The 15473-nt window shown below is 56.6% G+C and carries 7 protein-coding genes; all 7 read left to right on the top strand.

Translation table 11 applies throughout. The features are described from left to right. The first annotated feature begins 300 nt into the window (after nucleotides 1–300). A complete protein-coding gene (locus tag L991_RS07090) occupies nucleotides 301–1131 on the top strand; it encodes an SAM-dependent methyltransferase (protein WP_028449055.1) in 831 nt (276 codons plus the stop codon). A gap of 244 nt (nucleotides 1132–1375) precedes the next feature. Continuing rightward, on the top strand, nucleotides 1376–2791 hold the full coding sequence (locus L991_RS07085; RefSeq protein WP_047393675.1) for a GNAT family N-acetyltransferase: 1416 nt from the start codon (nucleotides 1376–1378) through the stop codon (nucleotides 2789–2791). 208 nt (nucleotides 2792–2999) lie between these two features. After that, nucleotides 3000–4148, top strand: coding sequence for an HD-GYP domain-containing protein (locus L991_RS07080; RefSeq protein WP_047393674.1), 1149 nt, complete (start codon nucleotides 3000–3002; stop codon nucleotides 4146–4148). Next, on the top strand, nucleotides 4145–5764 hold the full coding sequence (locus L991_RS07075) for an ABC transporter transmembrane domain-containing protein (RefSeq protein WP_047393673.1): 1620 nt from the start codon (nucleotides 4145–4147) through the stop codon (nucleotides 5762–5764). The genes L991_RS07080 and L991_RS07075 overlap by 4 nt, the downstream gene beginning before the upstream one ends. Continuing rightward, nucleotides 5757–7907 carry an ATP-binding cassette domain-containing protein gene (locus L991_RS07070; RefSeq protein WP_047393671.1) on the top strand — a complete coding sequence of 717 codons (2151 nt, stop codon included), beginning with the start codon at nucleotides 5757–5759 and terminating at the stop codon, nucleotides 7905–7907. Before L991_RS07075 ends, L991_RS07070 begins: the two co-directional genes overlap by 8 nt. Next, on the top strand, nucleotides 7904–9235 hold the full coding sequence (locus tag L991_RS07065; RefSeq protein WP_047393669.1) for an HlyD family type I secretion periplasmic adaptor subunit: 1332 nt from the start codon (nucleotides 7904–7906) through the stop codon (nucleotides 9233–9235). The genes L991_RS07070 and L991_RS07065 overlap by 4 nt, the downstream gene beginning before the upstream one ends. Nucleotides 9236–9265: 30 nt before the next feature. Then, the coding region (locus L991_RS07060; RefSeq protein WP_047393668.1) for a VCBS domain-containing protein at nucleotides 9266–15473 on the top strand (6208 nt) is incomplete at its 3' end.

The following is a 15473-nucleotide window of genomic DNA, read 5'->3' as shown; positions in this document are numbered from 1 at the left end:
GCTAAGCGGCTGATCTAACAGCCTTTCCGGGCGCTAGACTACCAGTTTTTACCAAAATGCCAATTTCTAGCGGCCAACTAGGGCTGACTAGATTAGACAGAAATGCGCTACCGGCCGGTCTGATAGGCCGTGAGCGTAGGCAGGGACTGCAGCTGGCAGACTGTCGCCGCTGATCGGCAGTTCCGCGGTGGTACTTTTACCAAACCGATCAAAGGTTTGGCTTTTGATTTTTAAAGTGGGTATCTGGTTAGACGTGTTAATTAGATTTGGCCTTAGCCTTATACCCCTGGAGAGTATTTTATGAGCACGATTCCTGAAATTCGCCCCGGCCAATCGGTGGAGCTTCTAAAAGCCCTGCATATCCTGACTCGGGATGGCAAGCTCAACCAAGATAGCCGTCGCAAGCTCAAGCAGGTGTATCACCTGTTTAATTTCATCGAGCCGCTGCTCAACGATGTGCTCAGCCAGCATGAGCACGTCACGCTGGTGGATCATGGCGCAGGCAAGTCGTATCTGGGCTTTATCATTTACGATCTGTTTTTCAAAGACAAAGCCGCCGGCCACATCTACGGCACCGAGTTTCGCGCCGAGCTGGTACAAAAATCGCGTGAACTGGCGCAAAACTGCGGCTTTAGCCGGATGACATTCCTCGATATGCTGGTCGAGCAGGCCGCCGCGGCCAAAGAGATGCCGGCCGAGATCGATATCGTAACGGCGCTGCACGCCTGCGATACCGCGACCGACGATGCGATCCGCTTTGGCCTCGAAAAAAATGCCCAGCACATGGTATTGGTGCCGTGCTGCCAGGCCGAAGTGGCCAGCGTGCTGCGCAAACACAAAAGCCAGTCGCTCTCGCGCACGCCCTTGGCCGAGCTTTGGCGCCATCCGATTCATACCCGCGAATTTGGTAGCCAACTGACCAATGTGTTGCGCTGCTTGCTGTTGCAATCGAAAGGCTATCAAGTCACCGTGACCGAGCTGGTGGGCTGGGAGCACTCGATGAAAAACGAGCTGATTATTGCCAGCCGCAATAGTAGTGTGGCGCGCAAGCAAGCGCGTGAGCGCATGGCGCAAATCCTAGATGAGCTCAATCTGCAAGAAATGACCAACCGCTTTATGTACGAGGTATAAAGCGACGGGTATGAGCAGTTTCGCGACACCCTCGGCGCTGGTATTGACCATATAAATTATATGGGTATATGCTGGCGCCATACCTTACATCGACTTTGAGTGTATTCCTGTGCCGAATTAATTTGCCCCCAACTCAGCAAGCTGATCGCGCCTAAGGCGCCATCGGGCTCGCTATTTCCTTGGCAAGCAGCTTAGTTCTGAGCTGGCTTGCGGCAAATTTGAATTCGCTATTTCAGGTACACTCATGCTCTCTTCTCTGACGACTGCGCGGCTGGTGCTGCGCCGTTTTTCCCTCGCTGATCTTGACGCAATGCTGGCGCTGACCGCGCAAGCTGAAATCCTGGCCGTTTTGCCCGATTGGGCCATGAGCCGGCCTCAACTTACTGATTATCTCAACTGGTGGATTGCCCATTACGCCGAGTTTGATCCACAAGCCCCCGAATGGCTGGCCGCCATCTGCTTGCGTAACAGCGGTGAGCTTATCGGCTGGCTAGGGATCTGGCCCAAAATTGGTCTGAATGAAACGGGGCCGGAAATTGCTTACGCCCTTTCCCCTGCGCACTGGGGGCAGGGGCTGATGACCGAGGCGGTGCGGGCGTTTACGCAAACCATCTTTGCGCAATGCCCGCAACTGGCCGCCGTGCTGGCGATTGTCAAAGACTGGAATCAGGGCTCGCTGCGGGTGGTGCAAAAGGCCGGCTTTATCGCACGCGGCGAAGTAACGCTGGATGATGGTGAGCCATTCACCTTCTGGCGGTTACCGCGACCTGATCTACTGGCATGGCCGCTGCAACTACGCCGCGCCACCCAGGCCGATGCGCGCGAATTAGCTGCCATGCAAACTGTGGCCTATGTTGAGCACGCCAAGCGTTGGGGGCCATGGAATGCACTGGATAACTCCGCCGCCGGCCCGGGTGGATACAACTCGGCCGAGATGATCCGCTACTTGATTGAGGCCGCGCAATACTGGGTAGTAAGTCTGGGTGAGGTCCTGGTTGGCGGTGTCTGCGTGGAAGGGCCGTTTGCGGGCGATATCAGCATCAACTGGTTTTTTATCGATCCGGCCTTCGGGCGCAAGGGGCTAGGGCAACGCGCGTTGCAGCTCCTTGAGGCGCAATACCCTACGGCGCAAAGCTGGAGTCTGGGTACGTCTGCGGCCAGTGCCGACAATGCGCGTTTTTATCAGCGCTGCGGCTATCAAGAGACTGATTGCAGTGGCGGCTATCGCTATTTTCGCAAAGAGGTGGCCGCGGCGGAGCCAGAGGCGCCTAGCCAACCGCATGGCTATTTAGGCGAATATCGGCCCGAGTTGCACGTGGTCGATTGTGGCTGGCCAGATTTGCAGATCGTCAATAGCTCAATCGAGCGCGCGCGATTGCACAATGTGAATGCCACGGGCCTGCGTATCGGCGACGCGCGCCTGGCGGGGCTGGAGATTTGTCATGCCTCATGGGGTGGAGCCCATTTACATGATCTGGCGCTGGGATGGCACGGTGATGTGCAGCCGGTGAGGCTAAGCCGAGTAGATTTATCGGGCGCAAGGCTGGAAGATTGTGATTGGCAAGGCGCCCAGATTCAGGGCGGGCAGCTGGATGGGCTAGTGATTGAGGGCGTTCCATATGCTGAGTTACGCGCGGCGTGGTTGGCCCAGCAAAGATGAGTTTCAGTTGGGTTTACGGTAGGTTGTGATAGCGGCCGCCAAACAGCAATAGCAACTGCCGGTAAGGACAGGGGTAAGGTGGTGGTTCACTTTGCCCCTGTTTTTTAGCTGCAGATGGGGCGAATGGTTAGCATTAAGCGGCGCAGCTGAAAGCGCTGACTTTCCCTGCTACGCTGGAGAGTAAGTTTTCATCTCGGCAGGCACAGACATGACTGAAATTCTCCGCCCCCGCATCTTGGTTGTTGACGATGCCAGTGAAAATCTGGTGCTGATGAGTGATCTTCTAAAGGATGAATATCGGGTCCGCTTAGCCAGCAGTGGTGAAAAAGCCATTCAGCTGCTAACGCAGGGGGAATTGCCGGATCTTATCTTGCTGGATGTGGTGATGCCGGGAATGGATGGCTATGCCATTTGCGCTCAACTCAAGGCAAATCCGGCTTGGCAGGCGATACCGGTGATTTTTCTTACCGCCAATAATAGTGCGGCTGAGGAAGAGTGTGGTCTGGCCTTAGGGGCGGTTGATTACATTACCAAACCATTTAGTGCGCCGGTGGTCTTGGCCCGGGTGAGAAATCACCTACTACTTAAAAGTGCGGCCGATTTTTTGCGTGATCAAAATGATTTTTTGGCGGCCGAAGTGCGGCGCCAAACAGCTGAACTCGCCGCCATTCAACAAGTCACGATACAAGTGATGGCCTCCTTAGCCGAGACCCGCGACAGCGATACCGGCCAGCATATTCGGCGTACACAACTGTATGTACGGGCTTTGGCCGAGCAGCTGCGTCATCATCCGCGCTTTGCGGCCGAGCTTACCACCACGCAAATTGAAACGCTGTATCAGTCAGCGCCATTGCATGATATCGGCAAGGTGGGGATTCCGGATCGAATTTTGCTCAAGCCTGGCAAACTCGATGCCGCCGAGTTTGAAATTATGAAAACCCATGCCCAGCAAGGCGCCGCGGCAATCGAAACGGCTGAGGCAAATTTAGGCTTAAGCGTGCCATTTCTTGCCACTGCGAAAGCGATTGCCCGCTCGCATCATGAAAAATGGGATGGCAGTGGCTACCCGGATGGCTTGTCTGGCGATGATATCCCGCTGGCAGCGCGACTGATGGCGATTGCCGACGTCTACGACGCGCTCATTAGTCGTCGCATTTACAAAGCTGGCATGCCCCATGCCGATGCCGTGGCCGAAATCTACCAGGGGCGAGGCAGCCATTTTGATCCCGATATTGTGGATGCTTTTATGCTGCTAGAGGCGCAATTTGCGCATATCGCCGCCGAACATGCGGATGCTGAGGCAGATTGGCAACGGAAATTGAACTACCTTGACCAATCTTTGGCCGAAAAGCCATGATCGAGCCATTACGATGGACTGACAAAGCCATGCAAACTCGGCGCACGATTCATTTCACCCGTTCTGCCTTTTTGGCCTCAGTGGTGATTCATACCTTGGGTTTGGCCTTGCCCTTGGCATTGCTGCAAATCTACGACCGAATCTTGCCTGCCCAGGCCTATGGCACGGCCACCTTTCTGGTGCTGGGCGTGGCTTTGGCGATCGTGCTGGAGGCGCTACTTCGCTTTGGTCGCAGCGCCTTATTTGCGAATTTGGGGATGCGCTATGAAGTACAAACCACGCTTGAACTCTGTCAGCGTTTGCAATCAGCACCGATTGCCCAATTAGAGCGCATCGGCACCGCGCAAACCCACGAGGCCTTGCGCTCTGTGCAGCAAGTACGTGATTTCTGGTCGGGCGCAGCGGCGGTGGCGCTATACGAAGTGCCTTTTGCCTTACTGTATATCGGTTTGATTGCCTATTTGGGCGGTTGGCTAGCAGCTATTCCACTCTTGCTGTTTATTCTCGCGATTGGTCTGGCTGGTTATCGAGCGAAACAAATTCAGCGCTATGCCGCGGCCACTGCCGCGCAAGAGGCGGTGCGCAATGATTTTCTATGGACGGCGTTCACCGCTTTACCTTATGTAAAAAGCATTGCGGCCGAATATCGAATTGCCATGCGTTGGCGACAAAAAAATGCTGACTATTTTGCTGCTAATGCCGCGCTTGAAGCGCAAAGTGGGGCGGTGCGGGAAAATGCGATCCTGATTGGGCAGTTGTCGACTATTTTGGTCGTTACTTTGGGGGCCGTCTTGGTATTGCAAGGTCAGCTTACAACGGGCGCTTTGGCCGCGTGCAGTATGTTGGCAGGCCGTTCAATCGGCCCGGCGATGGCCAGCCTAGGGTTTTGGGCGCAATGGTCGCGGACAGGAGAGGCGCAGTCCCAAGTAGATCAGCTACTAGCGCTGCCACCTCAGTCAAGCCAAGATGGTGTTGAGATTAGGCCAAAGGGCAGCGATCAAATCGAATTGATTGCACCAGCGTATTTATCTATACCATTAGCGTTGCCAGCAGGACAAGTCATTGCCGTTAAAAGCAATGATCCCGTGCGTGCGAGTGATTTTTTGCACGCAGTTGCATCGCTTGTCTCCACGCCAAACAGTTCATCACAGACATTAGCGACGACAGCTTCTTCGGTTTCCCCCGTTGCTATGGTGGCTATGGCAGGCCGGCAGGTCGCGCTGGTACCTGGCACCATTCGCGACAATCTGCTGCTGTTTGATGAAAGCCGGCAAGCGCAGCTTAGCGAGTTGATGCAAGCGTTGGATTTCGATGCCGCACTAAAGTCCTTCGCCTTAGGCCTGCATACACCGATTGGTGCCGTAGGGGCGGAAACGCTGAATCAGGGCATTGTGCAGCGGATTGGCGTACTGCGTGCTTTGCTGCAGCAGCCCAGATTGCTGCTTTTAGATCATGCAGCGATAGGGATTGATTTAGGTGGGCTGAAACAACTGGCTGACTATCTGGCCAAACAGGCGCACGGCACTACGGTGTTGCTGGTGAGTAATCAGCCCGAGTTGTTGGCGGTAGCCCAGCAGATCATCACACTCGATAACGCTGAGGTGGGTCATGACTGAGCATGTAAATGGCCAATGGCAAACCGAATTTGAGCAATCAGCCCGCTTGCAAGCGCTGCATGAAGTCATCTCCACCTGCCCACACATCAACGCCCAAAGCGCCAAATTACTGGCCAGCCTATTGTGTCTACAGCAATGGTCTGGCTCAGAGCGGCAGTTACAAACTGCATTGAGTGTTATTGAAGCAGCCGCGCCGCTGGTACAGCTTTGTGCGGTGTTGCAACAATTGGGCTTTCGGCTACTAAAGCGTCCGCCGCAGCGCTACGCCGGCCGGATAGGGCAGCTGCTGGTTTTACCAGCGGGTCTTGCTGTCGATCTTGGGCGACAGCAACAACAGATTTTGCTTCATGATGGGCTAAGTCTTCATGCAGTCAGCCCCGCAGCGATCGAACAGGTGATTGAACTTGTACCTGATCCGCTGTTAAGTCAGCCGCAGGCCGGCGGTGCTAGCTGGTTGGGGGATTGGTTGCAACGTGCCGCACCCGAGCTCCGCGGAGTCGGGGTACTAAGCGCCTTGATCAATCTAATTGCCTTGGTAGTCTCCCTATTCACCATGTTGGTGTACAACTCGGTGATTCCTACTGGGGCGTATGACACCATGCTGGCGATGAGTGTGGGTGCCTTAATGCTGGTGCTCGGGGCGTGGGTATTGCGTCTGGTGCGCAATCAGGTCTTGAGTGCACTCTCTGCGCGCACGGGGCAACGCATTGCTCAGCTGGCTTTACAGCGCACGTTGGATTTACCTTTGGCGGCCAGTATGCGCTCTGGGGTAGATAACAACCTTTCCCGCATGCGTAGCCTTGAGTCAGTGCGGCAATGGTTTTCCAGCCAAGGCCCCCTCAATATCGATTTTCCCTTTGTGCTGCTTTTTTTGCTGGTGATTGCCTTGATTGGTGGCCTGGTGGTGCTAGTGCCGCTGCTAAGCTTGCTGCTCTTTGCGCTACTAGCTTGGCCGCTCAACCGCTGGCTGGGTTGGCATGCCCAGCAATCTGGCACAGCTAATCGGCAGCTTGGGGCTCTGCAGCTTGCATTGGTTCAGCGCTTACGGGCAGTGCGGCACACTGTAGCGCCATTGCTTTGGCAGCAGTTTTTGCCACAGAAGATATTGCAGTCAGCCAAGGCTAGCCGAGATCACGCTTTGGCGCAGGGCGCGGTGTTGGCTGCCGGACAGATGCTATCGTCTCTCACAGTTTTGGCCACGATGGCGGTGGGAATCTGGCTGGTGTTAGCGCAGCAAATGAGCACCGGCGGTTTGATTGCCACCATGATGCTGATTTGGCGCATTACTACGCCGGCGCAGCAGATGCTACAAACCCAAGCGCGCCTGCGTTTATTGCACGCCGCCAATCAACAACTGGTGCAGTTGCTAGCTACACCGGGCGAGCCCGAAATGCCACTGGGCCGGCGGCTGGAAAAAGGCTCAGCGCTAGGTATTGAATTGGATCGGCTTTATCTGCGATTTGCGCAGGATCGTGAGCCGGCTTTACAAGGGCTAAGTTGGGTGTTACCTGCCGGCGCCAGCCTTGCCCTGGTCGGGCCGAATGGCGCGGGTAAAACCGTACTGGTGGAAGCGCTGCTTGGTTTACACCCTCCGCAAAATGGCCGTGTCTTGATTAATGGCACCGATTTACGGCAAATGGAGCTGGCTAGTTACCGTGCTGTAGTGGGCTATTTGCCGCAAAGAATGCCGGGGGTGCCGCTTACCTTGCGCGAATCACTCACCTTGCGCCACCAGCAGGCGACGGATACGCAATTGCTGGCGGTGCTTACGGATGTGGCCGGGCCAGACTGGTATCGATATTTTAATGCCAGCGATGCGCAAAGCGGCTTGGCGCAGCAAATTATGGCTTCGCGGCAAGATCTTGCCGCCCTGCGCGGGCGTTATATCGCGAGGCTGGCCAGTGCCTTGCTTGGGCAGCCACCGCTGCTGATTCTAGATGATCCATTACCCGATCGAGATCCAGAGCTTGACCCGTATCTACAAGCTTTGCTTCGCCGGCTGCATGGCAAGACCACAGTAATTCTAATTACCCATCGCCCAGAGCTGATACAACTTATGTCACACATCGCCGTGTTACATGCGGGCAGCTTGGCACATTTTGGCCCTGTAATCGCGGCCGATTCTGTGGAGGCTCGTTCATGATGCCGCAACACTCCTCTAGCCAAGCGCTGCTAGCGCAGACCCAAGGACAAATCCAGCAACTACTTGAAGACCCGGGCATGAGCCCCGCTTTGCGCCGCAGTATGTGGTTGATTGTGCTGCTGGTGCTCGCTTTTTTGTTTTGGGCCGTATTTTCCCCCGTCAATGAGCTGGCGCGCGCGCGCGGGGAAGTGATTCCGAGCGGTTACGTGCAAGTGCTGCAAACCCAAACTGGCGGGGTAATCGAGCAGCTCTTGGTACGAGAAGGCGATACCGTGAAAGCCGGCCAGCTTGTGGCGCGCTTTAAAGCTGTTGATGTTGAAAAGCGGGCTGCACAAGCCAATATCCGCTTGAATTCGCTTGCGATCGATCGTGAGCGGATGCTGGCCTTGCTTGAAGGTCGGGCGCCAGATTTCTCACCCTATGAGGCCGACTATCCGCGTCTCGTGAGACAAGCGCAAAGTAGTTATCGCGAGCAAAAAGCCGTCCGTGATGCGGCGCTTACCGCCAAACGTAGCGAAGGTGGGCAGCAAACAGCCCAACAGCAGGCGGCCCAGCGCGATATCCGGCTCGTTGAATCACAGCTTAATGAAGCACGCCAGCGGATAAAACGATTGGAAGAAGGGGTGCAAAAAGGCGTGATTTCACAGCTAGCCTTAAGCGAAGCCCGCCAACAAGCCAGTGCACTGGAAGAGCGCTTATCTGATCTACAAGCCCGGGTGCAAAGCATCGGTAGCGGCATGGGGGCGATTGATGCCGATTTGCTGAAAATCCGCGCCGACCTTAATCAGCAACTCAGCCTTGAGCTGAGCAAAACCACCGAGGCCTATCGTGAGCTTGAGGCTGAACTCGCTGCACTGACAGATAACCAACGCGATATCGAAGTGAAAAGCCCAGTGGCCGGCGTGGTTACCAATCTGCCGCATACCCAAGCGGGTTCGGTTATCCCGCCAGGCGGGACGGTAGCTGAAGTCGTTCCTACCGGGCAGGGTATGTTTTTGGAAGTCATGGTCAGCCCGCGGGATATCGGCTTTGTGAAAAATGGCCAGACCGTAACGGTGAAAGTTGACAGCTTTGATTCGGCCCGTTTTGGCACTATCACTGGCACGGTACAGCGTGTGTCACCAACTTCAAGCAAATTGCCCCCTAATAATCAGCCGTTTTACCGGGTTGAAGTCGCATTGGGGCAGACCTATGTCGGCCAATCCCAGCATCAGCTGGTGCCCGGCATGACTGCGGAAGCCGATATTGTCACCGGGCGCAAATCGGTGCTGCAATTTCTGCTCAAGCCAGTGTATACCGCGACCGATACCGCTTTTCACGAGCGTTAGCCTACCTGCCGATGTAGCTGGGGTGTTTGAATGGAAGACCGTGATGTAAAAAAACCGCAGCGGCTAGCCGCATCTGATCCACTGGCGGTGAAAGAGCAGGACCCCGGCCAGCGTATCTGGCTACAGCCGGAAGAGCTGCAAGCCATGGGATGGGAAATCCTAATTTCACCCGACAACGGCCTACCTGATACGCCAATATCTGACCATCCGGTTCATTCCTCGGTTACCGATGCGGGCACATTACATGGGCAGCTACCGGCGTTTACACCAGCCGCTACCGCGGCCATTCATCTTGCGCCACAGCAACACCCCGCTGCGTCATTACCGAGCGGAACTGCGAGAGCCCCAAGCTACTGGCTAGCGCAAAAAACGGGTCAGCATGGACAGCTCCTACTCGGCAGCCAAGGTGATTGGCATTATGTCCCCACAGCAGAACACCATCCGACCCAGACAGATGTACTCCAGCCGCTCGTCGATCATTTTCAGCTAATCGATGCGCAGCAACGTGTGCACACTCTGCAAATTACCCAGCAGCCCCACAACCAGACCACGCCTTATACCGCCAGTGTTCTAACGCAAAGCCAGACTCTCTCCACGAGCGGATTGACCAAAACTGGGCCGAGCAGCACTACACTAGCCCAGTTTGCAGGTGATGTGGTGGGCGCAGTGACTGAAGATCATCCAGTACTGGGTGGCTTGCTGCAGGCGCAGGGGCAGTTACACGTTACTGATCCAGATCCACAGCAAGACGCGGTGCGTGCGCAACTTAATACCCCACTAGGGTATGGGGTTTTTAGCATTAATCAGCAAGGTGCATGGGTATATACTGCCGACAACTCAAATCCTGCGATCCAACAGCTGGCGCAAGGCGGCGTGCTACTGGAAACCGTTTGGGTGCGCAGTATTGACGGTAGCTCGCAAGCGATCACGATTAAAATTCACGGTACGAACGATGGCGCCGTCATCGCGGGTAACGACACAGGCCTAGTCACTGAAGATCAGGGCCTGAATGCCGCCAGCCAACTGCATACCAGCGGCCAGCTGACTGTTACCGACCCCGATGCCGGGCAAGATCATTTTATTGCCCAAGCGAATACCCCCGGCACCTATGGCGTTTTCGCTATGGATGAGCATGGGCTGTGGACGTATACCGCCGATAATAGTCAAACGGCGATTCAGCAACTCAAAGCCGGTGCTACGCTCACTGACAGCATCACCGTCAGTAGTGCCGATGGCAGCACTCACACGATTACCGTCACGATCGCCGGTAGCAATGATGTACCGGTGCTCAGCGCGCAAACGCAAGCCGTCATTGAAGATGGTATGCAACTGACGGGCCGCATGGTCGCCACCGACGTCGATGCCGGCGATGCGCAAACCTTCAGCCTCGCCAACATAGTCGATGGCTTCACGCTGAAGGCTGACGGCAGCTATAGCTTCGATCCAAGCCACGCCAGCTACCAGCATCTGGCAGCGGGGCAAAAGCAAGATGTGGTCATTCCGATCACAGTGACCGACAGTGCGGGTGCGCGCAGCACGCAGAACCTGACCATCACCATCACCGGCACCAATGACGGCGCTCATATCACGGGCACTGACACTGGCGCTCTCAGTGAAGACACTCACCCGATTCACGGCAGTGCTGGGGATGTGATCACAACCACCGGATATCTGCATGCCGCCGACCTAGACCAAGGCGAATCGACCTTCCACATGCAGATGGGCGCAGGCGCCAGCGGCTACGGTAACTTCATCATTGCGTCCAACGGTAACTGGACCTACACCGCCAGTAACGGCCAGGCAGCCATTCAGCAACTTGCTGCCGGTCAGCAACTGACTGATAGCTTCGTGGTGCACAGCGCCGACGGCACCACGCACACCATTACCGTTACGATCAGCGGTACTAACGATGTGCCAACGGTGGCGCATGCGCTGACTACCGCTACAGTCACCGAAGATGCAGCCTTTACCTTCCATCTGCCCGCAAACACCTTCAGCGACATCGACACTGGGGATACGCTGACTTTGAGTACCGGCAGTCTGCCGGCTTGGCTGCATTTTGATGCCGGAACGGGCACTTTCTCCGGCACACCCACCAACGGGGATGTAGGTACAACGCAAGTTACCGTCACCGCTACTGACGGCAGCGGGGCGCAGGTCAGCACCACCTTCAATCTGGTGGTAAGCAACACCAACGACGCGCCCACGCTCAACCCAATTGCCTCGGTGCGCGTCACTGAAGACGGTGTGCAGGCTAGCGGCCAATTCACAGCTACCGACCCAGACAGCGGCGACACGCTGACCTACAGCATTGCGCAGCCGGTGGATGGCCTCACCGTCAACGCCGACGGCAGCTGGAGCTTTGATCCGAGCCACGCCAGCTACCAGTCCTTGGCTGCGGGCCAGAGCCAGACGCTGACTATCCCGGTCACCGTGACCGATGCTGCTGGGGCGACTAGCAGCCAGAACCTCGTTATCGAACTGACCGGGACCAACGACACCCCGGTGATTGCAGCAAGCTCCGTTCTGAGTGGGGGTGTTGTCGATGGCCAGGCTACTGCACCGTCTGCCGTGGCGTGGGGTAGTCTGGCTACTACTGATGCAGATGCGGGCGATACCTTGAGCTACGCTCTCGTCGGTAGTTCTCCAATCAGTTACGGGCATTTTGCGCTGGATGCCCACAGTGGCCAGTGGGCCTTCAGGCTTGATACCAATTTCCCGGCCACCAATGCCTTAGGCAATGGCCAGAGCGCGCAGCAAACTTTCACCGTTCGTGTGACGGATAACCACGGTGCTTATACCGACCAAGTTGTCACTGTCACCATCACTGGCACCAACGATGCGCCTGTACTGGCTCATACGTTGGTGACTCAGACCGCGAATGAAGATGCAGCCTTCAGCTTTGGTATCCCCAAAGACACCTTTGCCGATGTTGACTCCGGCGACACATTGACGCTGACCACCGGCACGCTGCCCGCTTGGCTACACTTTGACGCCGCCACCGGCACTTTTTCCGGCACACCCGCCAACGGTGATGTGGGTAGGACACAAATCACCGTCACCGCCACCGATAGCAGTGGGGCGCAGGTCAGCACCATCTTTGCTCTGAATGTGGTCAATACCAATGATGCGCCGACGCTCAACCCGATTGCCTCGGTACGCGTCACCGAAGACGGCGTGCAGGCCAGCGGCCAATTCTCTGCTACCGATCCAGACAGTAGCGACACGCTGACCTACAGCATTGCGCAAGCAGTGGATGGGCTAACCGTTAACGCTGATGGCAGTTGGCGCTTCGACCCTAGCCATGCAGGCTATCAATATCTTCGTGCGGGCCAGACCCAAACCCTGACGATTCCAGTGACGATAACAGATGCCGCAGGCGCCACCAGCACCCAAGATCTGGTGATCAAGATCAACGGCACGAACGATGGGGCGGTGATTACCGGAGCAGATGTCGGCACCGTCACCGAAGATCACACCGCAGGGGGCAGCCACTATCTGCAAGCCAGCGGCACGCTCAGTGTGACCGATGTGGATGCGGGCGAGGCGGTGTTTCAGGCAAGTACCTCCACTGGCCACTATGGCGACCTCGTGCTGCACAGTGACGGCCAGTGGCTGTATCAGGCTGACAATAGCAGCGCCGCCATACAAGCACTCAAAGCGGGTGAACAGGCCACGGATTGTTTTACCGTCCACAGTGCGGATGGTACCGCGCATACCATTACTGTCACCCTGACGGGGACCAACGACGGAGCGATCTTCAGCGGAACCGACGCCGGTAGCCTCACCGAAGATGTGGCCGTGAGTATCACCGGACAAATTACCGCTTCTGGAACACTGGCCGTTAGCGATGCAGACACCGGCGAAGCCGTGTTCTCCGACCAAATGGGCACTAGTGCGCAGGGCTATGGCGGCTTTGTGCTGGGGCCAAGTGGGCACTGGACGTATACCGCCGATAACGCCAATCCGGCAATTCAGGCGCTTAAAGCTGGCGATACCTTAAGCGACAGCTTTGTGGTGCACAGCGCCGATGGCTCGACACATACAATCAATGTCACCATTCAGGGCACCAATGATGCGCCAGCTCTTGGGGGAACGCGCGCGTCCGCACGTTTTGTGGCTGAGGATTCCGCAACGACGACCATCAAGGGCCTTGTGCATAGCCGTGATATGGATGCCGGCGACACTTTAAGCTGGTCGATTAGTGGCCAAGGACAGGGCAAGTATGGCCATTTGGATTTTGACCCACAGTCTGGCCGTTGGTCTTACCGACTCGATAACACCGATGTAGATACCAATGCACTGGCCGCAGGCCAGCGCGGCGAAGATGTTTTTCAGATCACGGCTACCGACAGTAGTGGCGCCAGCGCCAGTACCGTGGTCAGGGTCTGGGTTACGGGGGCCAATGATGGCGCGCTAATTGCCGGGGTTGATGTTGCCACGCTAACTGAAGACCAGAACCTGAACGCCGCCAATCAACTGCATACCAGCGGCACACTGACGATTGCCGACCCCGATGCCGAGCAGAATCACTTTATTGCTCAAGCCAATACCCTCGGGACCTATGGCGTATTTGCCATTGATGAGCATGGGCTGTGGACGTATACCGCCGACAATAGTCAAACGGCGATTCAGCAACTCAAAGCGGGTGCTACGCTCACCGATAGCATCACCGTCAGCAGTGCCGATGGCTCCAGCCACACGATTACCGTTACGATCAGCGGCAGTAACGACGCTCCAGTACTCAATGCGCAAACGCAAGCCGTTACCGAAGATGGTACGCAGCTTACGGGGCACATGGTGGCCAGCGATGTCGATGCAGGGGATACGCAAACCTTCAGCCTCGCCAACGCGGTGGTCGGCTTCACGCTCAACGCCGACGGCAGCTACAGCTTCGATCCATCGCACGCCAGCTACCAGCATCTGGCGGCGGGGCAGACGCAGGATGTAATCATTCCGATCACGGTGACCGACAGTGCGGGTGCAAGCAGCACGCAAAACCTCACTATCACCGTCACCGGTACCAACAATGCGGCCGTAATTGGCGGCGTGCACACCGGAGCCGTCACGGAAGACAGCGCACAGGCCGTCACCGGCCAGCTCACTGTCGCTGACCTCGATGATGGCCAAGCGCACTTTACGGCGCAAAGCAATACGGCCGCGGGTTATGGCGTATTCAGTCTGGACGCCACCGGTGCCTGGACCTACAACCTCGACCACAGCAACAGCGTGGTTCAGGCCCTTAAAACCGGTGAAACTCTCACCGACACTCTGACGGTGCACAGTGCCGACGGTACAACGCAAAGCATCACCATCACCATCAACGGGCAAGATGACGGCGCCGTCATCACCGGGATAGATCGCGGGCAGGTGACTGAAGATCTGAACCTGAACCTCGCTGGCCAGTTGCACACCAGCGGCCAGCTTACCGTCACCGACCCCGATGCCGGCCAGGATCACTTTATTGCCCAAGCCAATACCCCTGGCACCTATGGCGTCTTTACCCTTGATGAACATGGCGCATGGACGTATACCGCAGATAACCATCAAGATGCAATTCAACACCTTAAAGCCAGCGACACCCTCACTGATCAACTGACGATCCACAGTGCCGATGGCACAACGCACACCATTACAGTCGATATCGTCGGCAGCAATGACGCGCCCGTATTCCAAGCGCAAACCCACGCCGTCACCGAAGACGGTGCGCAACTGACGGGTCAAATGATCGCCACCGATGTCGACACCGGCGACACCCAAGCCTTCAGCATCGCTCAGCCTGTCGCCGGCTTCACGCTCAACACTGATGGCAGCTACCGCTTCGACCCGAGCAACGCCGCCTACCAGCATCTAGCCGCCGGTCAGACCCAAACGCTGACGATTCCAATCACGGTGACGGATAGCGCGGGGGCCAGCAGTACCCAGAATCTCACCATCACGCTGACTGGCAGTAACGACGGTGCCACCATTGGCGGCGTCAATACTGGTAGCACCAACGAAGATAGCACCCAGCTCACCACCGGCCAGCTGACCGTGACCGATGTCGACGACGGCCAAGCGCACTTCACCGCGCAACAAGGCACTGCCGGCACTTATGGCCACTTCAGCCTTGAGGCCAACGGCCAGTGGACTTATCAGCTCGACAACAGCAAAGCCGAAGTGCAGGCCCTCAAGACGGGTGACAGCGTCACAGAACACTTTACCGTCACCAGTGCAGATGGCACGACCCAGCAAGTCA

Origin of the sequence: Chitinibacter sp. ZOR0017, assembly GCF_000799095.1 — a bacterium.
Classification (GTDB): domain Bacteria; phylum Pseudomonadota; class Gammaproteobacteria; order Burkholderiales; family Chitinibacteraceae; genus Chitinibacter; species Chitinibacter tainanensis.
Note: the sequence above shows the minus strand (reverse complement) of the source record. Positions and strands in the feature narration are given on the sequence as shown.